This is a genomic window from Vibrio sp. dhg, from assembly GCF_003443775.1.
GTDB lineage: Bacteria > Pseudomonadota > Gammaproteobacteria > Enterobacterales > Vibrionaceae > Vibrio > Vibrio natriegens.
On sequence record NZ_CP028943.1, the window covers coordinates 2931528 to 2949849 of the forward strand.

Annotated in this window: 21 protein-coding genes; 4 read left to right on the forward strand and 17 right to left on the reverse strand. The window is 45.6% G+C overall.

Going from position 1 to position 18322, the window contains the following annotated elements; genetic code table 11:
* The first annotated feature begins 2 nt into the window (after positions 1 to 2).
* Entirely contained in the window at positions 3 to 461 is a 459-nt protein-coding gene (gene zur / locus DBX26_RS13640; protein WP_014233134.1) for a zinc uptake transcriptional repressor Zur, read from the forward strand.
* A gap of 15 nt (positions 462 to 476) precedes the next feature.
* A complete protein-coding gene (locus DBX26_RS13645) occupies positions 477 to 938 on the forward strand; it encodes a chemotaxis protein CheX (protein ID WP_005381269.1) in 462 nt (153 codons plus the stop codon).
* Between the two features lie 90 nt (positions 939 to 1028).
* Here the strand turns inward: DBX26_RS13645 and pgi are convergent, their stop codons facing one another.
* Positions 1029 to 2681, reverse strand: a complete 1653-nt coding sequence (gene pgi, locus DBX26_RS13650; RefSeq protein ID WP_020334604.1) for a glucose-6-phosphate isomerase — start codon at positions 2679 to 2681, stop codon at positions 1029 to 1031.
* Positions 2682 to 2987: 306 nt separating this feature from the next.
* Between pgi and DBX26_RS13655 the strand changes: the two genes are divergently transcribed.
* Positions 2988 to 3407, forward strand: a complete 420-nt coding sequence (locus tag DBX26_RS13655) for a secondary thiamine-phosphate synthase enzyme YjbQ (RefSeq protein ID WP_118119485.1) — start codon at positions 2988 to 2990, stop codon at positions 3405 to 3407.
* A gap of 57 nt (positions 3408 to 3464) precedes the next feature.
* Here DBX26_RS13655 and alr read toward each other — a convergent pair whose 3' ends face one another.
* Together alr and DBX26_RS13665 are read right to left on the reverse strand one after the other, a co-directional pair.
* The gene (gene alr, locus DBX26_RS13660) at positions 3465 to 4541 is read right to left on the reverse strand and encodes an alanine racemase (RefSeq protein ID WP_118119830.1); all 1077 of its coding nucleotides are present in this window, start codon (positions 4539 to 4541) and stop codon (positions 3465 to 3467) included.
* 13 nt (positions 4542 to 4554) lie between these two features.
* Complete coding sequence (locus DBX26_RS13665) at positions 4555 to 5955, reverse strand: replicative DNA helicase (RefSeq protein WP_020334607.1); 1401 nt, start codon at positions 5953 to 5955, stop codon at positions 4555 to 4557.
* A gap of 320 nt (positions 5956 to 6275) precedes the next feature.
* Between DBX26_RS13665 and DBX26_RS13670 the strand changes: the two genes are divergently transcribed.
* The gene (locus DBX26_RS13670) at positions 6276 to 7040 is read left to right on the forward strand and encodes a DUF481 domain-containing protein (RefSeq protein ID WP_024372658.1); all 765 of its coding nucleotides are present in this window, start codon (positions 6276 to 6278) and stop codon (positions 7038 to 7040) included.
* Between the two features lie 87 nt (positions 7041 to 7127).
* Here the strand turns inward: DBX26_RS13670 and rplI are convergent, their stop codons facing one another.
* From rplI to pilM, 14 genes are all read right to left on the reverse strand, one after another.
* Positions 7128 to 7580 (reverse strand): 50S ribosomal protein L9, encoded by a 453-nt coding sequence (gene rplI, locus DBX26_RS13675; RefSeq protein ID WP_065297445.1) that lies wholly within the window; start codon positions 7578 to 7580, stop codon positions 7128 to 7130.
* 33 nt (positions 7581 to 7613) lie between these two features.
* Positions 7614 to 7841, reverse strand: a complete 228-nt coding sequence (gene rpsR / locus DBX26_RS13680; protein WP_000090472.1) for a 30S ribosomal protein S18 — start codon at positions 7839 to 7841, stop codon at positions 7614 to 7616.
* A gap of 16 nt (positions 7842 to 7857) precedes the next feature.
* Positions 7858 to 8160: a primosomal replication protein N gene (priB, locus tag DBX26_RS13685; protein ID WP_014233141.1), complete on the reverse strand. Its 303-nt coding sequence runs from the start codon at positions 8158 to 8160 to the stop codon at positions 7858 to 7860.
* 8 nt (positions 8161 to 8168) lie between these two features.
* The gene (gene rpsF / locus DBX26_RS13690; RefSeq protein ID WP_014233142.1) at positions 8169 to 8558 is read right to left on the reverse strand and encodes a 30S ribosomal protein S6; all 390 of its coding nucleotides are present in this window, start codon (positions 8556 to 8558) and stop codon (positions 8169 to 8171) included.
* A gap of 231 nt (positions 8559 to 8789) precedes the next feature.
* Complete coding sequence (rpe, locus tag DBX26_RS13695; protein WP_014233143.1) at positions 8790 to 9461, reverse strand: ribulose-phosphate 3-epimerase; 672 nt, start codon at positions 9459 to 9461, stop codon at positions 8790 to 8792.
* A 100-nt stretch (positions 9462 to 9561) separates the two neighbouring features.
* Positions 9562 to 10401, reverse strand: a complete 840-nt coding sequence (locus tag DBX26_RS13700; RefSeq protein WP_014233144.1) for a Dam family site-specific DNA-(adenine-N6)-methyltransferase — start codon at positions 10399 to 10401, stop codon at positions 9562 to 9564.
* A 69-nt stretch (positions 10402 to 10470) separates the two neighbouring features.
* Positions 10471 to 11964 (reverse strand): SPOR domain-containing protein, encoded by a 1494-nt coding sequence (locus DBX26_RS13705; RefSeq protein WP_118119487.1) that lies wholly within the window; start codon positions 11962 to 11964, stop codon positions 10471 to 10473.
* A gap of 52 nt (positions 11965 to 12016) precedes the next feature.
* A complete protein-coding gene (gene aroB / locus DBX26_RS13710) occupies positions 12017 to 13117 on the reverse strand; it encodes a 3-dehydroquinate synthase (protein WP_118119489.1) in 1101 nt (366 codons plus the stop codon).
* Between the two features lie 31 nt (positions 13118 to 13148).
* Positions 13149 to 13667: a shikimate kinase AroK gene (gene aroK / locus DBX26_RS13715; protein ID WP_014233147.1), complete on the reverse strand. Its 519-nt coding sequence runs from the start codon at positions 13665 to 13667 to the stop codon at positions 13149 to 13151.
* Positions 13668 to 13855: 188 nt separating this feature from the next.
* Complete coding sequence (locus DBX26_RS13720; protein ID WP_162889729.1) at positions 13856 to 15595, reverse strand: type IV pilus secretin PilQ; 1740 nt, start codon at positions 15593 to 15595, stop codon at positions 13856 to 13858.
* A gap of 31 nt (positions 15596 to 15626) precedes the next feature.
* Positions 15627 to 16142: a pilus assembly protein PilP gene (locus tag DBX26_RS13725; RefSeq protein ID WP_020334614.1), complete on the reverse strand. Its 516-nt coding sequence runs from the start codon at positions 16140 to 16142 to the stop codon at positions 15627 to 15629.
* Complete coding sequence (locus DBX26_RS13730; RefSeq protein WP_020334615.1) at positions 16132 to 16725, reverse strand: type 4a pilus biogenesis protein PilO; 594 nt, start codon at positions 16723 to 16725, stop codon at positions 16132 to 16134. The genes DBX26_RS13725 and DBX26_RS13730 overlap by 11 nt, the downstream gene beginning before the upstream one ends.
* Positions 16718 to 17293 (reverse strand): PilN domain-containing protein, encoded by a 576-nt coding sequence (locus tag DBX26_RS13735; RefSeq protein WP_118119493.1) that lies wholly within the window; start codon positions 17291 to 17293, stop codon positions 16718 to 16720. Before DBX26_RS13735 ends, DBX26_RS13730 begins: the two co-directional genes overlap by 8 nt.
* Complete coding sequence (gene pilM / locus DBX26_RS13740) at positions 17277 to 18293, reverse strand: type IV pilus assembly protein PilM (RefSeq protein WP_065302946.1); 1017 nt, start codon at positions 18291 to 18293, stop codon at positions 17277 to 17279. Before pilM ends, DBX26_RS13735 begins: the two co-directional genes overlap by 17 nt.
* Positions 18294 to 18322: the final 29 nt, after the last annotated feature.

An 18322-nucleotide genomic window follows, 5' to 3' on the forward strand; every position in this document is an offset into this window, starting at 1 on the left:
TTATGGTGAAAGGTTTGACCCCAACAATCATTGAACAAGTTGAAAATATCTGCGCCGAGCGCGGAGTAAGATTGACTCCCCAGCGCCGACGTGTGTTTGAACTTATCTGTTCGAATCGCAGTGCATCAAGTGCGTATGAGCTATTGGAGCAATTAAAAGAGAGCGAACCACAAGCGAAACCACCTACGGTTTATCGCGCCCTGGACTTTCTCCTCGAGCAAGGCTTTATCCATCGAGTAGAATCAACCAACAGTTTTATAACTTGTTGTTCTTTCAATACGCAACAACACTTTTTTCAATTACTAATTTGTGATAAATGTGGTGCTGTTGTTGAACTCGAAGACGAAAACTTGATCGCCCTGTTAGCTAAAAATGCTGAAAAGCATGGATTCAAACTCACTAATCAAGTTATTGAAACACATGGTGAATGCCAAGCCTGTGCTTCCGAAACGAAAGAATAAGTATAGAAGACCAATATGCGCGCTGAATTTGTAAACCCGTTTTTAGCTTCTTTAATGAACGTGCTGAAAACAATGGCTTCTCTGGAGCTGAAGCCTCAAAAACCTCGAATCAAAAAAGATGAAATCGCACGAGGTGATGTTTCAGGTTTAATAGGCATGGTTGGTCCGCAGACTCGTGGCTCGATGTCGATTACCTTCGATGAAGCGTTAGCACTGGAAATCATGCAGAACATGCTTGGTGAGCGCCCGAACGGACTCAATGAAGAAGTGACCGATATGGTGGGTGAAATCACTAATATGGTGACAGGTGGAGCAAAACGAATTCTGGCTGAGAGTGGGTTTGATTTTGATATGGCAACGCCGGTTGTGGTTTCTGGCCGAGGCCATACGATTCGTCACAAGTGTGAGGGCTCGATTATCATCATGCCTTTCTCCTCACAATGGGGAAATGCGTTTATCGAGATTTGCTTCGAATAACCCTCTCTATTAATGAGTGAAACTAACGCACTCAACTCAGAGATTCAAAAAAGGTCAGCAATTGCTGACCTTTTTTATTCTAATCGTGCATTACGCTTTGAAAGCTTTGAATGCGTTGATCAGACCATTTGTAGAGCTATCGTGTGAACTGATTGCCGATTCATCAGCTAGCTCTGGCAGGATTTGGTTTGCTAGTTGTTTACCTAGCTCAACACCCCATTGGTCAAAGCTGAAGATGTTCCAAATAACGCCTTGTACGAAGATCTTGTGCTCGTACATTGCGATTAGGTTACCTAGCGTGCGAGGCGTGATTTGCTTAACTAAGATAGAGTTAGTTGGGCGGTTACCTTCAAATACTTTGAATGGAGCGATTGCCGCTACTTCTTCTGCATTTTTACCAGATAGTACCAACTCTTCTTTCACTGTCTCTACACACTTACCAAACGCAAGCGCTTCTGTTTGTGCGAAGAAGTTCGACATCAGTTTCTGATGGTGATCGCTTGCTGGGTTGTGGCTGATTGCAGGTGCAATGAAGTCACATGGGATCAGCTTAGTACCTTGGTGGATTAGCTGGTAGAACGCGTGCTGGCCGTTTGTACCTGGTTCACCCCAGATGATTGGGCCAGTTTGGTAAGTCACAGCATTACCGTCACGGTCAACGTATTTACCGTTTGACTCCATGTTACCTTGCTGGAAGTACGCTGCGAAACGGTGCATGTACTGATCGTAAGGCAGGATAGCTTCAGACTCTGCGCCGTGGAAGTTGTTGTACCAAATGCCGATAAGCGCCAGGATCACTGGGATGTTGCTTTCCAGTTCTGTTGAGACAAAGTGCTTGTCCATCTCGTGCGCGCCATCAAGTAGCTCAACGAAGTTGTCGAAGCCAACGGCTAGTGCAATTGAAAGACCGATTGCAGACCATAGAGAGTAACGACCGCCGACCCAGTCCCAGAATTCAAACATGTTGTCTGTGTCGATACCGAACTCAGAAACTGCAGTCGCGTTAGTAGAAAGTGCCGCGAAGTGCTTAGCAACGTGTGCTTGATCGCCAGCCGTTTCCAGGAACCAATCACGAGCAGAATGCGCGTTAGTCATGGTTTCTTGAGTTGTGAATGTTTTAGAAGCAATCAGGAATAGTGTTGTTTCAGGATCGACTTTCTTCAGTGTCTCTACGATATGAGTACCATCAACGTTAGACACGAAGTGCAGGTTTAGATGGTTTTTGTATGGTGCCAGTGCTTCCGTCACCATGTAAGGACCAAGGTCAGAACCACCGATACCGATGTTTACGATATCTGTAATCGCTTTACCAGTGTAACCTTTCCATTCACCGCCAATCACACGCTCTGTGAAAGACTTAATTTTTTCCAGAACGGCATTTACAGCTGGCATTACGTCTTCACCATCAACCATAACCGGTGTATTCGCACGGTTACGCAGTGCAGTGTGAAGAACAGCACGACCTTCTGTTTGGTTGATCGCTTCACCACTGAACATCGCTTCGATTGCAGATTTCAGCTCAGTCTCTTTAGCAAGAGTGAACAGGTGCTTCAGAGTTTCCTCATTGATGAGGTTCTTTGAGTAGTCGACAAGAATGTCTGAGCCGAAACGTGCAGAGTATTTGTCAAAACGATCCGCGTCTTGAGCAAACAGCTCTTTTAGATCCATATCTTGTGCAGATTCGAAGTGCGCTGTTAACGCTTTCCAAGCTTGTGTTTGCGTTGGATTGATATTTTTCAACATGGTCTTTATCCCGATGTTACAGTAGGTTCCATTCCTTACAGTCTAGCGAAAACTGCGGAATCCCCGATTTAGCAAAAAGAATTTAAATGTAGATGTTTGGGCGTTTTGCCACAAAACAAGTCTTTGTAATTTTTTTTCAGGCAACAATTATGACCGAGAGCATTTACCCTCACATTGAGTTAGGTCACGTTAGCTGCCCTGAATTTGAACAATTCATTCATAGGTATAGAATAATATCATCAAGTAATGACAGGCTCTAATTGGATTAGAATAGACGCCAAATTAGAAATGTCCAAAGGAACGCGTATGTGGACGCAAAAAACACTAAATTTAAAAGCAAGAAGTCGCGGTTTTCACCTGATTACTGATGAAATTGAACAACAATTACCGCAAATAAGTACTCTTTCAGTAGGTTTGTTACACCTTTTTATTCAGCATACCTCTGCGAGTCTGACCTTGAATGAGAACGCTGATCCTACCGTCCGTATGGATATGGAAGCGCATTTCAATAAGTATGTTCCTGAGCGCGCCTCTTATTATCAGCATACTTATGAGGGAGATGACGACATGCCTGCCCATATTAAAGCATCACTACTTGGCAGCAGTGTGACGATTCCTATTCAGAATGGTCGCTTAGCGTTAGGAACATGGCAGGGCATTTACTTAGGTGAACACCGAGATTTTGGTGGCAGCCGTCGCATCATCGCGACGTTAAATGGTGGATAAAAAATAGGGGCTAACGCATTGGTTAGCCCCTATTCTTGAATTGGTATTATCCGAAAGTTACTTTGAATATTCCATTTCGACACGTGGCGTTAGCTTGGTCACTAACTCATACGCTATGGTGCCAATGTGATGAGCCACTTCCTCAACAGGTAACTCTTTGCCCCACAGAATTGCTTCATCACCGACTTTGTCTTTCGCATCCGGCCCAAGATCGACGGTCAGCATATCCATCGAGACTCGACCGGCGATAGGCACTTTACGCCCGTTGACCCACACTGGTGTACCATTCGGCGCGCCTCTTGGGTAACCGTCACCGTAACCAACTGCAATCACACCTACTTTGGTGTCTCGCTCGCTCGTCCAGGCTCCACCGTAACCAACACTCTCGCCTTTTTTCACTTCACGCACCGCGATCAGGTGAGACTTAAGCGTCATCGCGGGTTGGTAACCTAAATCTTGTGCCGTTTTATCCCCAAACGGAGATACGCCGTACATGATGATTCCCGGACGAACCCAATCGAGGTGGCTTTGTGGCCACGCCAGTAGCCCCGCTGAGGCTGCTAGTGAACGCTCACCATGACAGCCCTGCGTCAATGAATTAAACAGTTCTATCTGCTGAGATGTGATTTCACTGTCTAACTCATCAGCACAACCAAAGTGGCTCATGTAACGCAGCGGTTTAGCCACATTAGGACACGCTTTGAGTCGTGAGGCTAATTCATCAAACTGCTCAGGGCGTACACCCAGTCGATGCATACCACTGTCAATTTTGAGCCATACCACCACTGGTGTTTCCAGCTCGGCTTGTTCAAGAGCTATCAACTGCTCTTCACAATGCACAACGGTTTGGATGTTATTAGTCACCAATACAGGTAAATCACCCGAAGAATAAAACCCTTCTAACAACAAAATTGGCTTCACGACACCGCAAGCTCTCAGTTGCAGCGCTTCTTCAATACGCGCAACACCAAAAGCGTCGGCTTCACCAGTCTGCTTTGCTACGTGACGCAAACCATGGCCATAACCGTTGGCTTTCACCACTGCCATTACTTTGCTGTTTGGTGCTTGAGCTTTAACTCGGCTTAAATTGTGTTGCAATGCAGACAGGTCAATACACGCCTTCGCGGCTTTCATGTAGCTCATGGCATTACTCATCATCAATGTCGAATGCTGGACCCGCATAATTGTCAAAGCGTGAGTGTTGGCCTTGGAAAGTGAGACGTACAGAACCGATTGGACCGTTACGCTGCTTACCAATAATAATTTCAGCAGTACCTTTATATGCGCTATCTGGGTGGTAAACCTCATCACGGTAAATAAACATGATCAAGTCGGCATCCTGCTCGATAGAGCCCGATTCACGCAAGTCCGAGTTTACCGGACGTTTATCTGCACGTTGCTCCAAAGAACGGTTTAGCTGCGAAAGTGCCACAACAGGTACATTCAATTCTTTCGCCAGCGCTTTAAGCGAGCGCGAGATCTCAGCGATTTCCAGAGTACGATTGTCTGTTAACGCAGGCACTCGCATCAACTGAAGGTAGTCGACCATAATCATGGATAAACCACCGTGTTCACGGGCAACACGACGAGCACGAGAACGTACCTCTGTCGGCGTTAGACCAGAGCTATCGTCGATGTACATGTTCTTCTTCTGCATCAGGATACCCATGGTAGAAGAAATACGCGCCCAGTCTTCATCATCCAGCTGACCGGTACGAATTTTAGTTTGGTCAACACGCGACAAGGATGCCAGCATACGCATCATCAACTGTTCAGCAGGCATCTCCAACGAGAAAATCAGCACGGGTTTATCTTGCTGCATTGCCGCGTTTTCACACAAGTTCATCGCAAAAGTGGTTTTACCCATCGATGGACGTGCCGCGACAATAACCAAATCAGAACCTTGTAGGCCTGCGGTTTTCTTGTTGAGATCGGTAAAGCCAGTGTCGACACCTGTTACACCATCCTGCGGAGTTTTATATAACAACTCGATACGCTCGAGGGTTTTTTCCAGGATGTTGTCGACGTTTTGTGGCCCTTCGTTTTCACTGGTACGAGACTCTGCAATCGCGAAAACTTTACTCTCCGCTAAGTCGATCAAATCTTCTGAACTGCGGCCTTGCGGATCATAACCCGCGTCAGCGATATCGTTGGCCACGCCAATCAAGCCACGAACGATCGCACGCTCGGCAACGATATCGGCATACGCATTGATGTTAGCCGCACTCGGTGTGTTTTTCGCTAAGTCAGCTAAGTAAGCAAAGCCACCCACATCATCTAACTGCTCGTGACGTTCGAGGTATTCCGACAACGTGATAAGGTCGAGTGGTTTGCCATCTTCAAGAATGGTTTTTACACCTTCAAAGATAAGGCGGTGTGGACGGCTATAGAAATCACTGGCGACAACGCGCTCGGCAACGGTATCCCAACGCTCATTGTCCAGTAAGAGACCACCAATCACTGATTGCTCTGCTTCTAGTGAGTGAGGTGGCACTTTGATTGCGTCGACCTGACTATCTGAAGGTTTGCGATTTCTGTTTTCCGCCATGATTTTGCTCGATAACTACTAATGACCCAAGATTATAACCTTAACCCAACAGAGATGCTCCCTTGAAGCGAAAATTACTTGTTAAGAATCGGAATGCGTTCGGTTGAAAGACATTTTGATAACTAGGTCCGCTGGATAGTTAAAGCCCTAAGATAAGTGCCTACTTTATGGGAGATTTTAGCTTCTTTAATGCTGTAATTTTGCTCTTTACTAAGATTTAGTTAGCCTAACCAGGTCTAATAAAATTTAACCTACCATTGACCAAAGCGAGCATCTGTATCAGTATCATGCCCCTCCTTTTCATTACGTTCGAGGTTTATGTGTCCCGATACTGGTTACTAAGCGTTAGCATACTATGCGTGGGAGCATCGTACGCTGATGAATCAGTACAACCAGAGCAAACTATTGATGTGCCAGATCCACTGCAAACAGAAGTGGAATTTGGTTATCAAGCTCACACAGGTAACACGGACTCTCGTTCCCTGAATGCTCGTTTGAGTGCTGAATACATATCTGGTCGACATCGTTCTTATGGGGAGTGGAAATACTACAACCTGTATAAAGACGGTGAAGAAGATAAACGCTCTTCCACTTATTCGGTGCAGAGCGACTACAAACTCGGCCCTAGAACCTATTTGTATAGCAGTTTCAAAGGCGTAGATTCACGCTATAGCGCGTACTTTAAAGATTACACGCTTTCTGGAGGTCTGGGTTACCAGTTCTCCTACACGGAAGATCTCGTATTAGAGGTTGAGGTAGGTCCGGGTTATCGTTACCAGGAGCCTAATCTGGATGAAATAGATGACGACGATATTGTATTTCCGGATATCGTCCGTGAAGGAATCTTTCGTGGAAACCTGAACGCAACATGGCATGCATTGGACAACCTGAGTTTCGCAGCGGATCTCACGTTAGTAACCGGTAGCAGTAATACCAGCTTGGATAGCGAGTTCAGTGTTACTAACGACATTACTGAAGATATTGCGTTAAAACTGACTCACTCGCGTCAATACCACGACAGAGTGCCTGAGGGGTTAAGTAAAGCGGATAGTGTTTTCTCTGTAAATTTGCTTTTCGTTTTCTAATATCCATTTACCGTTCATGCCCAAACATCAGACATAAAAAAAGCACCTCCGAAGAGGTGCTTTTTAGTATTTCGTCTTGATACTGAATTACTCAGCAGCAACAACTTGTAGGTTCACAGTTGCGAAAACTTCAGAGTGAAGTTGAACGCTGATCTCGAACTCACCAGTTGTACGTAGAGCACCTTCAGGAAGGCGAACTTCGCTCTTAGCAACTTCAACGCCTGCAGCTGTAATAGCGTCAGCGATGTCACGAGTACCGATAGAACCGAATAGTTTGCCTTCGTCACCAGCTTTAGAAGCGATAACAACAGCTTCTAGAGCGTTAACTTTCTCAGCGCGAGCTTCTGCAGCAGCTAGTTGCTCAGCAACTTTAGCTTCTAGTTCAGCACGACGTGCTTCGAACATTTCAACGTTGCCTTTAGTAGCCATAACTGCTTTACCCTGTGGGATAAGGAAGTTACGAGCGTAACCAGATTTAACGTTAACTGTATCGCCAAGAGCACCTAGGTTACCGATTTTATCAAGTAGAATAACTTGCATTGCTTAATCCTCTTTCTTAATAAACGGAACCGATTACTGATGCTTGTCAGTGTACGGTAGTAGAGCTAGGTAGCGTGAACGCTTGATAGCACGTGCTAGTTGACGCTGGTACTTAGCGCTTGTACCTGTGATACGGCTAGGTACGATTTTACCAGCTTCAGTGATGTAGTTTTTAAGAGTTGCTACGTCTTTGTAATCAATCTCTTGTACGCCTTCTGCAGTGAAACGGCAGAATTTACGACGACGGAAGAAACGAGCCATGGGCTATCTCCTGATCTTAAATTTGAGTAATGTTGTCGGCATGTAACACTAATTTCCCAACACCATTTCGGCCGGTCTGATAAGCGACAAAGCCACTTACCTTAATGTTACTACCTTGTACTAAATTCTGAGTTATTGCTTGTGACCCAAGCCCGCTGACTACAACCGGCATACGACAATAAACTTGTCTCGGTAAATCAGCTTCGATAACAGTAGAGCGATGCTCTAGCCAAAACCGACAGTGTTCAATGCCACCAGGGCTTTTACTACGAATGGGCGGTTTGGCAATAGTGCCGCTCAGCTCCATTCGATTGGTCATAACAAATATTACTCAGCAGCTTCTGACTTAGCTTCAGGCTTAGCTTCAGAACGCTCTTCACGACGTGGAGCACGCTCTTCTTTTTGCTTAAGCATGATAGATTGCTCAGTGATCGCTGCTTTAGTACGCATGACCATGTTACGTAGAACTGCATCGTTGAAACGGAAAGCAGTTTCTAGTTCATCAATTACAGCTTGGTCAGCTTCAACGTTCATTAGAACGTAGTGAGCTTTGTGAAGCTTGTTGATTGGGTAAGCCAGTTGACGACGACCCCAGTCTTCTAGACGGTGGATTTTACCGCCAGCTTCAGTGATAGAACCAGTGTAACGCTCGATCATGCCAGCAACTTGCTCGCTTTGATCTGGGTGCACCATGAATACGATTTCGTAATGACGCATTGGTTGCTCCTTACGGATTATTCAGCTTCCACAATTGGCTCAGTCGTCCAGAGGAAGCAAGGAACTAAAGATAATTGACTGAGTTTTAAGGAGCACGAATAGTACAGAAAGGACGCAAATTAGGCAAGTGATTATTTGCTCAGCGCGGTGGATATTTTCTTTTCGCAAAAACCAGAAACAACAAAGGCTGCCACTCATTGGACAGCCTTTCAAATCAGCAGGTTAAATTGCTTATCTTACCTGTGATAGCTCTTCACGCATTTGGTCGATCACGGCTTTGTAATCTGGCTGACCAAAAATCGCTGACCCAGCAACAAACATGTCTGCGCCCGCTTCAGCAATTTCACGGATATTATCCACTTTAACGCCACCGTCGATTTCCAAGCGAATATCACGACCTGATTCATCAATCATCTTACGTACCGCGCGTAGCTTATCCATCGTATGAGGAATGAAAGATTGACCACCAAAACCTGGGTTGACCGACATCAGCAGAATCATATCTACTTTGTCCATAATGAACTCAAGGCTTGCCAACGGCGTTGCCGGGTTTAGTACTACACCCGCTTTACAGCCGTGCTCTTTGATCAGTTGCAGAGTACGGTCAACGTGCTCAGACGCTTCAACGTGGAAGGTGATCATCGATGCGCCAGCTTTCGCAAAGTCAGGAATAATGCGGTCAACAGGCTTAACCATTAGGTGAACATCGATTGGTGCAGTGATGCCGTAATCACGTAGCGCTTTACACACTGGTGCACCAAAAGTCAGGTTTGGCACATAGTGGTTATCCATAACATCGAAATGCACGACATCCGCTCCCGCTGCAAGAACTTTTTCTACGTCTTCACCTAGACGAGCGAAATCTGCGGATAAAATGGATGGAGCAATAAGAAAATCTTTCATACCTGACCTCAGTAGTGACGAGCAAACAGCAAACCAATTTGCGCGCAATTCTACCGAAGCCAGTGGGGAGATCCACTATTTAGAACAAATAGTGTGAGAACTATGAAGCAGAGCTGTCTGAATCAGGGGTATTAAAAAGCGCCAGCAGTTCATCAACTTTATTTCGACCACTGCCATTACGGCTGATGGTGCGCTTCACTTTTACCACGCTCAAATCCGCTCCGTGGTATAAACGACGCGTTAATGTTGTATCGTGGTTTGAAATCAGTACCGGAATGCCGCGTTCAGTGGCGGTTCTTTCCGCGATATCGGCTAGTGCCGCCTGATCATCGAGCGTAAACCCATTTCCTGCATAAGAGGTGAAGTTTGCGGTATTTGAAAGCGGCGCATACGGCGGATCGCAGTAAACAACGCTGCCTTTACGCGCACGACGAAACGTCTCGGGATAGCCTTCACAAACAAACGTGGCTTTCTTGGCTTTTTCTGCAAAGAACTCCAGTTCAGCTTCAGGGAAATACGGTTTCTTGTATGACCCAAACGGAACATTGAAACCGCCTTTTTTGTTGTAACGGCACAAGCCATTAAAACCAAAACGGTTCATGTAAAGAAAAGCAAGTGAGCGATACATCACGTCGTCGGTCTTATTGAACTCAGCGCGAATACTCAGATAAGCTTCTTTGCGGTTATTTTCGGCCACGAACCAGCGCTTCGCCTCAGAGATATATTCCTCCGGACGCGCTTTAATAAGGTTATACAGATTGATCAAATCCGGGTTGATATCAGCCAGTAAATACTGATCGTAATCTGTATTCAAAAAAACAGAGCCAGCGCCAACAAAAGGTTCAACTAGCTTTCGAGCCGGTGGTAAATGACGTTGGATGTCTTCAACCAGTCCGTATTTTCCTCCTGCCCACTTTAGAAAGGCTCGTTGCTTTTTCATCTACTGCTCTATCTATCGACCCAAAATTAAGGTTGCGGAATGTAACATATTTTTCAGCGAAGCTCAGGTTTATTTCACGCGGTCAATTTCACGTTGTACCTGGCCTAAAGATTTTGCCCATGGACTGAGCGACTTAAGTGAATCTGGCAGCGCTTCAACGGCATCACGAGCCAATTGAATTGACTGATAATCTCGGTAGGTGATGATAAACCATTCCGTTTCATTGCGGACCGTTGGATAGATACGCACTTTGTTATTCAACTGATACTCATCAAGGAATATCTGTACATCTTCCATTGAGGTCATCGCAGCAAGTTGGATGGTATAAGCGCGAGGTGACAACGCCTTTAGCTCTTCGCGAGCAAATGAAAACTTAACAACGGGTTTAGTCGCCGTCACCGATGATTCAGCGTTTTGCACTGACGAAGCATCATTTGGCTTCACCACTTTTATCAGAGACGAGTTCGTCTCTCCTTGAGCTGGTGTTGTCGCTTCTTCAGCTTGTTCGTCGTCAGATTCAGCAGGTTGCTCTTCTTTTCCTTCAAGCAGGGCGTCAACAACATCAGACTCAATCACAACACGTTGGTGCGTATCATCAATACCGACACTGGCCACCTCTTCGGTGACTGTTGGTGGTAATGAATCAGAATCATCACTTGCATTAAAAGCACCTGAACCAGTGGAATCACCTGTCACGGAAGTCAATCTACCACTTTCCGTCTCTGATAAAGTCGGGATCGCCGTTTGTTCAATGTTACCGGTCAATTGTTGCGCTCTATCATCTGGGCTCGGTTGGCTGAACATCCACCAATAACCACCAGCGACCAGCAATAACAACACCAAAATTACCAGCGTAATCTTGAGCGGGCTGCCGACAATTGAGCGGATAATGATCCTTTTTTCCACTTTCATCTCTCCTAATGCCATGATGTCACCCGGGATCGGAGCCACTCTCTTAAATGCATCCCGAACTCGTTTTTCCGATTGTTCATCCACATACCGTGCAACTAAAAACTCGAAAAAGCGACGAGCTTCTACTTCAGACAGCATATCGATATCCACCTCAACCGGCTTTATTTCTAACCCGTAGCTTATACGCGAAAGTACACCATCTAATCGGCCTGGCGGAGTGAACAGCAATACATTGATTGTCCAGTTCGGTTTTTCCTGCGCCTGCAACACGAGTGTCCATAACTCTGAAATCAGAGTCGCACTCAACAACTGTGCATCATCAACGACAATGACGATATCACAACGCTCGTCTCCTAATACCCGCTCGAGAGTATCAACCAAAGGCTCCTGTTGGTTGAATAACGCGTCGGATAGTAGTTGGCTCAATATGAGAATGCGATGCTGAAGATCATCTTGATTTCTATGACAAAGTAGCAAACATTGGTTTTTGTTGCTGGCACCCACTTCAAGATATCGTTGTGCCAACCAAGATTTACCAAAGCCAACATCGCCATTTATCACGATCAGATTAGAACCAAAGTTGGTTAATAACCTCAATCGCTCTAATAGCTCTGTTTGAGAATCTAATTCCAGACCGTGAGCAGCACTCATCTAATAACCGTAAATCCACAAAAGAATGACGCCCAACGGCGCCATTACAAGATTAAATATTCCGACCAAATTCGATAGCTTGCTCAAGCACTTCTTGAGTCGTATCAGCGATGACCTCAGCAGTACCAATGCCAGTAGGTAAAACTAACCTTAGTTGACCAGAAAGAACCTTTTTATCGCGCATCATATGTTTGATAAAGTCGTCAAAGCTCATGCTATCCGGCGTATGCACTGGCAACTTAGCCCGGCGTAAAATCGCCACAATACGTTCAAATTGCTCTTCAGAAATAAGCCCACGCAAAAGCGAAGTTTTTGCAGCCATTACCGTGCCGGATGACACTGCTTCACCGTGCAGCCAGTTACCATATCCAAGCTCAGCTTCAATCGCATGACCAAAGGTGTGGCCTAAGTTTAGTAACGCGCGAATGCCGGACTCTTTTTCATCCTGAGCCACAACTTCCGCTTTAATTTGGCAACAACGAGCAATCGCGTAAGTTAGTGCATCTTCATCCAACGCATACAGACGCTCTAGGTTTTCTTCCAGCCAAGCAAAGAAATCTGCGTCATAAATGATGCCGTATTTGATGACTTCAGCAATACCCGCTGCGAATTCACGCTCAGGCAACGTAGACAAGCAATTGGTGTCAATGATTACCGCTTTAGGTTGGTAAAACGCACCAATCATGTTTTTCCCCATAGGGTGATTGACCGCAGTTTTGCCACCGACCGAGGAATCTACTTGAGACAACAAGGTGGTTGGAATTTGAATAAAATCCACGCCACGCTGGTAACACGCTGAAGCAAAACCAACCAAATCACCGATAACACCGCCACCGAGTGCGATAATAACCACATCACGCGCATAGCTTCCTTCTAGCAGAAAGTTCATGACCTGATTAAACACTTCCAGGTTTTTGTACTTCTCGCCGTCAGGCAGTTCTAGCAACGATGCGCTGCATCCAAGTTGTTCTAGTTGATTAAGAATTTTATCTGCATACAAAGGGGCTACCGTGACATTACTGATCACGACCACTTTTTGATTTGCATTTTTGTTTGAGAGAACTTGAGAAAGGTACGCCGGGTCCTCAAACAACCCGGCGCCTATAGAGATTGGGTAGCTACGCTCAGCTAGATTGACCGTAATCCGTTCCATCGGTGTGCTCCAATTTAAAAAAGATAAATACTTATCTCTCTTCTAGCATTTTTACGATCTGGTTGGCTACCACTTTTGCACTCTGATCGTCAGTGCGAACAGTGTAATCCGCTACTTCTTCGTATAGAGGGTTACGTTCTTTAGCTAATTGCTCCAATACTTCACGAGGACTATCCGTTTGAAGTAGTGGACGCTTCTTGTCACGGTTAGTACGTGCAAGTTGCTTTTCAATCGTCGTTTCTAGGTAAACAACAACACCACGTGCAGAAAGGCGGTTACGGTTTTCTTTACTCTTTACAGAGCCACCACCCGTTGCAAGCACGATGCCTTGCTCTTGTGTTAGGTCTTCAAGCACCGATTCTTCACGCTTACGGAAGCCTTCTTCACCTTCTACATCAAAAACCCAAGAGATGTCTGCACCAGTGCGTTCTTCGATCACTGTATCGGAGTCAACAAACTCCATATGCAGCTGCTGTGCTAGATGTCTACCAATTGTACTTTTGCCGGCGCCCATAGGCCCAACAAGGAAAATATTACGTTTCTCAGCCATGTTTAGCAGTAATTTACAACATTGATTCAATAAGATCGCCACAAGAAAACACAGCTAAGCCGCTGTTCTACAAGGCTTGTGGCACCAATTCCTCACAGATAATTCGTGATAAGACCCGAAATTATCCAAGCATGGTGCCACTAATGCAACTTTATTTTTGATCTAATCTTCTTTTTGCTCACTTATGGCTATTGAATAACAACCTTTGGTGTAACGAAAATCAGCAGTTCACTTTTACCAACTTTTTCATAACTTCTGCGGAAAAGTGCACCTAATAACGGCAGATCACCGAGTAATGGCACTTTATCGACAGAGTTGGTAATGCTGTGTTGGAAAATGCCGCCAAGAACAACCGTCTCACCGTTGTTTACTAAGACTTGAGTACCTATTCTCTGGGTGTCGATTGTGACCGCTTCGCCAGTTCCCGTTTTTACCACTTGCCCCGGTCTGTCCTGAGTAACACTTAAATCCAGCACCAGACGGTTATCCGGGGTAATTTGTGGCGTGACTTTCAGACTTAACACCGCTTTTTTGAACGTAATGGTTGTCGCACCACTCGATGATGATTCTAGATACGGAATTTCTGTACCTTGTTCTATATAGGCAGGTTTTTTATTAGTCGTGATTAAACGAGGGCTTGAGATGATCTCAGCTTTCGACTCCTGCTGCAGTGCAGAAAGTTCCAGATCGAGTAAAGTGTCAGAGCCCAACTTGGCGACCTGAAACGCAATGCTGGTTGCGCTCGGGTTAGTAGCGGCCAGGTTGACGTTAAGAAAATCATCAATTCCAACACTGCCGCCCTCGCCCTCTTCACCATCACCTTCATAAAGGCCAATGGTTGCGAGGTTATTCTCAATCGAGCCACCAACGGTGTTATTGCCGTTGATGGAAGAGAATCCCCATCGAATGCCGAGTTCATCCATGTTCCCTTCACTGACGGTGACAATCCTCGCTTCGATTTGGACCTGCTTAACCGGAATATCGAGTGACTCAATAATGTCACGAATAACCAAGATATTCTCTGGCAATTCTCTGACCAATAGTGAGTTAGTGCGCTCATCAATCGTCATGCTGCCTCGCTCAGAGAGCATGCTGATATTGCCTTCACCATTAATCATCTCAGCAATATCGGATGCTTTGGCAAAATTCACTTTGATGATTTCAGACGACAGTTCGCCCATTTCCTCTTCAAGTTGCTGCTTCTCTAGTTGCTGCTTCTCTCGAAGGTCAAGTTCATCCGTCGGCGCGACAAGAATGACATTACCATCAACTCGCTTATCCAAACCTTTTACTTGCAGAATAATGTCTAAAACCTGCTGCCAAGGCACACCATCAAGTCGCAGTGTCAGGTTGCCTTCGACCGAGTCTGATACCACCAGGTTAAACTGGTTATAGTCGGCAATGAGCTGTAAGACGTTACGTACCGGGATATCCTGGAAGTTAATCGATATCAGTTTGCCTTCTTTCTCTAAAATGCTCTTATCTGGTGTTTTTTCATCAGACTTGAGTTTACTGACCGTGATTTCCAAATAGCGCCCTGCCAAACGGTAATCATGGGTGTAATCATCACTAATATGCGCGACTAAACGGGTCGTCGAGACTTCACGAAAGACTTCCACGCTGTCCACTACCGTTGAAAAGTCTTTTACATCGAGGAGATATAACTGCTCATCTTTCACTGACGTATTAAGCAAGTCGATGCTCAGTCCTTCCTGAACCCGCTGAATATCGACAATCGCAGCCGGTGAAGACAGTTCCACCACAATCACCGCGTCTTTGTCCTTGTTCGTGCGAAAGTCGATACTCTTTAACGCATTAGACATCCCGCCATCAGCCAAAGCAAAAGGGGTGAAAAGTAAAACTAACCAAAAGGATAAGAGCCCAGTGAGCATCCTTGGTGTACGTGTAAGTCCTTGTCTCATTATCATCACTCAATATCAAAAATAATTAGAGGTTTATCTATCTCAAAGCCAGCTTTACTTTGCGTTTCTGCCAGCAACCCAAACCATCAGGCAGCGTTTCGTCGATCAGTAAGTAAGAATGGGTAATTTTGGTGACCTTACCGTTGTTACGTCCGAGATACTGACCGGGAGCGACTTTGTAAACCGTTCCATTCGGAGCCTGCACAAGCCCGGAGACTGTGCTGCCTATCCCCATAACGCCTTTCAGCCTTAGCTGACTTAACGGAACTTTTTCTAACTTGCCAGTACGAGTTCTGGATGGCGGCTGCCAGCAGTCTTTTCTCGCAATAGGTTGAGTCGCTATCGTCGCCTCTCGGGGTAATTCAAAAGGCGCTCTCATTATTTGCGGTGCGTAGGCAACCGCGACATATTGGTCCGATGGTTTGAGCTTCTCAACATCCCGCCTCGCCTGATTTTCAACGTCACGAATAAAGTCCGTTAACGACTCATCATTTGCCTGACACCCCACCAGCAACATTCCCATCAGAACCATCAGCAAAGATTTATTTTTCATCTTTCTTTTCCTCTGGCTTGAACTGATAGGTATGAGCTCTTACCCGGAAGTGCAGCGTTTCACTCTCCTGACTGACGCGTTGCCAAGTCACATCTTGAAAAGTGATGATGCGTGGTAAAGTTGCAATCGCTTGTGAGAAACGGCCGATGTCATGAAAATCACCGGTTAACTCGATGTTAAGTGGCAGCTGATACAAAAAGTGATCAGACTGCTTTTCTCCCCAGTCAATTCGGGTGAAGGTCAGTTTATTGTCTATGCCGAGCTCATTAACGGACGCCAGCATGGTGGCTAACTCTTTCTGGGCGGGTAATTGCTGCAACAACAACTCGTAACGTGTAGTCAATTCATCTAACTGAGATTGGAGCTGCGGTAATGCGGCAACCTTGTTGGCTTTAATTCGTAACGCAACTTTGAGTGTTTCTTCCTGCTGGATGAGGTCATTTAATCGCTCTTCCTTAGGCACCAAGTACAGCCAATAGCCGAAACCTTGGAGCAACAGGATCAACAAACTAATGACTAGCAACTGAGGGATTAAAGGCCACTCAGCAATCTCATCCATTTCCAGATCTTGCCAATTAACCATGCTGACCTCCCTCTTCCTGCTCTACCGCTTTAAATATGAAAGACACTTTGAAGGTCTGAAATTCTTTACCGAAGCGTTCTTTGCCATGGACAATAGAGTGCATTTCAACGTCCAATAGTTTTGCCGAACGCTCCATGTTATCGAGCATGGTTGCCAGACGTGGTGTGCTATCAGAAATCCCCGCAATTTCGATTTCCAGATCATTCATTTTGATCTTATCGACGTAAACACCTTCAGGAATAACAGCAGGCATCAGGTTCATGAACTCTGTGGTTTTGTTGCGACCATTTTGCAAGCCTTCGACCACCTTCAAACGCTCTAATATTTTGCTGTGCTCTTGCTCGGCAATTTTCATTGCTTCAATACGTTGATCAAGTTCCGTAATATAGTGAGTAAGATAATCGAGTCGGTCTTGCTGCTGATCTTGTTGGATCTCATAAAACTGCCCAATCCCCCATTGAATACCAACAGCACAAAACAAGCCCAGAATGAACATGCCAACAAAACGACGGCGATGTTCTTCCCTTTGGTTCTCCCTCCAGGGCAATAAGTTAATTCGATAAAGCACGGCGACCTCCTAACCATTGGATACCTCGTACTGCCAAGCCAGCGGCGGTTGAAAAATTCTGCCATTCCACCGCTCGACGCTTACGTTTAGCGACGTTCATTTCAAATAGGCCTAAAGGATTCAGTAACTCGCACTCGACCGCCAATTGATGAGATAACTCCTCAGCCAACATTGGCGTTGTTGACCCTTCACCGGATAACCAAAGACCTTTGATGTTTTGTGATCCGTTAATGGACGTATAAAGCTGTATCTGGCGTTTGACACGATCGACCATCTGACGATTGAATTGACTCGTTTTGGCTTGCTCTTCTCCGGACAGAGGGCTTTCCTGCACAGAGCAATGAATGGAACCTGTTCCACAGGCAAACTCTTTATGAAATAGCTCGTTTTGCTCGGTGAACATCGTGAAAGAGCTCGACACAGAACCAACATCAAGCAAACCGTAGTTGTTTTTATCTGGAAAACGTTCTGTGGCCAGTTTCCATATCTGCCCGAGGCTTTGTGAATGGACCTCGACGAGAACAGGTTTAAAACCGGATTTACGTATTGCTTCAACCCGGCTCTCCACGACATCTTTACGTGTCGCAAAAACTTGGTAGCTAACTGGGCCTCGCAGGCCTCCTTCATGATTAAGACGGACAAAGTCCAGACTCAACTCATCTACGGGGAAAGGAGATTGATGAGAAAATGCCTGCACGACCGCGAACTCTATTTCGTTCTCTTCAAGGTCTTGTTCGATGTGCAGTTTTTTGCTGATAACCGCATTATCAGGCACCGAAATTGCCACTCTGCTTGCACCAAATGGCAGGTCTTTTTTCACCTGTTTAAGGGTATTTACAATTTCTTGATGATTTATGGTGTTATTTTCAGCGACAATACCATCCTTAAGTAATATTTCTTTGTAACCCAACAAGGCGAATTGCTCGCCATTGGGTTTAAGTACGACGGCTTTGAGGCTGTTATGGCCTATATCGATGCCTGTAACGATTCGCTTATCCATCTTCTACTCTCGCTCCGAAATTTCTTCGC

Coding starts and splice junctions, on each gene's coding strand:
- zur (WP_014233134.1), top strand. CDS start 3: ATGGTGAAAGGTTTGACCCCAACAATCATTGAACAAGTTGAAAATATC.
- DBX26_RS13645 (WP_005381269.1), top strand. CDS start 477: ATGCGCGCTGAATTTGTAAACCCGTTTTTAGCTTCTTTAATGAACGTG.
- pgi (WP_020334604.1), bottom strand. CDS start 2,681: ATGTTGAAAAATATCAATCCAACGCAAACACAAGCTTGGAAAGCGTTA.
- DBX26_RS13655 (WP_118119485.1), top strand. CDS start 2,988: ATGTGGACGCAAAAAACACTAAATTTAAAAGCAAGAAGTCGCGGTTTT.
- alr (WP_118119830.1), bottom strand. CDS start 4,541: ATGAAAGCCGCGAAGGCGTGTATTGACCTGTCTGCATTGCAACACAAT.
- DBX26_RS13665 (WP_020334607.1), bottom strand. CDS start 5,955: ATGGCGGAAAACAGAAATCGCAAACCTTCAGATAGTCAGGTCGACGCA.
- rplI (WP_065297445.1), bottom strand. CDS start 7,580: ATGCAAGTTATTCTACTTGATAAAATCGGTAACCTAGGTGCTCTTGGC.
- rpsR (WP_000090472.1), bottom strand. CDS start 7,841: ATGGCTCGTTTCTTCCGTCGTCGTAAATTCTGCCGTTTCACTGCAGAA.
- priB (WP_014233141.1), bottom strand. CDS start 8,160: ATGACCAATCGAATGGAGCTGAGCGGCACTATTGCCAAACCGCCCATT.
- rpsF (WP_014233142.1), bottom strand. CDS start 8,558: ATGCGTCATTACGAAATCGTATTCATGGTGCACCCAGATCAAAGCGAG.
- rpe (WP_014233143.1), bottom strand. CDS start 9,461: ATGAAAGATTTTCTTATTGCTCCATCCATTTTATCCGCAGATTTCGCT.
- DBX26_RS13700 (WP_014233144.1), bottom strand. CDS start 10,401: ATGAAAAAGCAACGAGCCTTTCTAAAGTGGGCAGGAGGAAAATACGGA.
- DBX26_RS13705 (WP_118119487.1), bottom strand. CDS start 11,964: ATGAGTGCTGCTCACGGTCTGGAATTAGATTCTCAAACAGAGCTATTA.
- aroB (WP_118119489.1), bottom strand. CDS start 13,117: ATGGAACGGATTACGGTCAATCTAGCTGAGCGTAGCTACCCAATCTCT.
- aroK (WP_014233147.1), bottom strand. CDS start 13,667: ATGGCTGAGAAACGTAATATTTTCCTTGTTGGGCCTATGGGCGCCGGC.
- DBX26_RS13720 (WP_162889729.1), bottom strand. CDS start 15,595: ATGATAATGAGACAAGGACTTACACGTACACCAAGGATGCTCACTGGG.
- DBX26_RS13725 (WP_020334614.1), bottom strand. CDS start 16,142: ATGAAAAATAAATCTTTGCTGATGGTTCTGATGGGAATGTTGCTGGTG.
- DBX26_RS13730 (WP_020334615.1), bottom strand. CDS start 16,725: ATGGTTAATTGGCAAGATCTGGAAATGGATGAGATTGCTGAGTGGCCT.
- pilM (WP_065302946.1), bottom strand. CDS start 18,293: ATGGATAAGCGAATCGTTACAGGCATCGATATAGGCCATAACAGCCTC.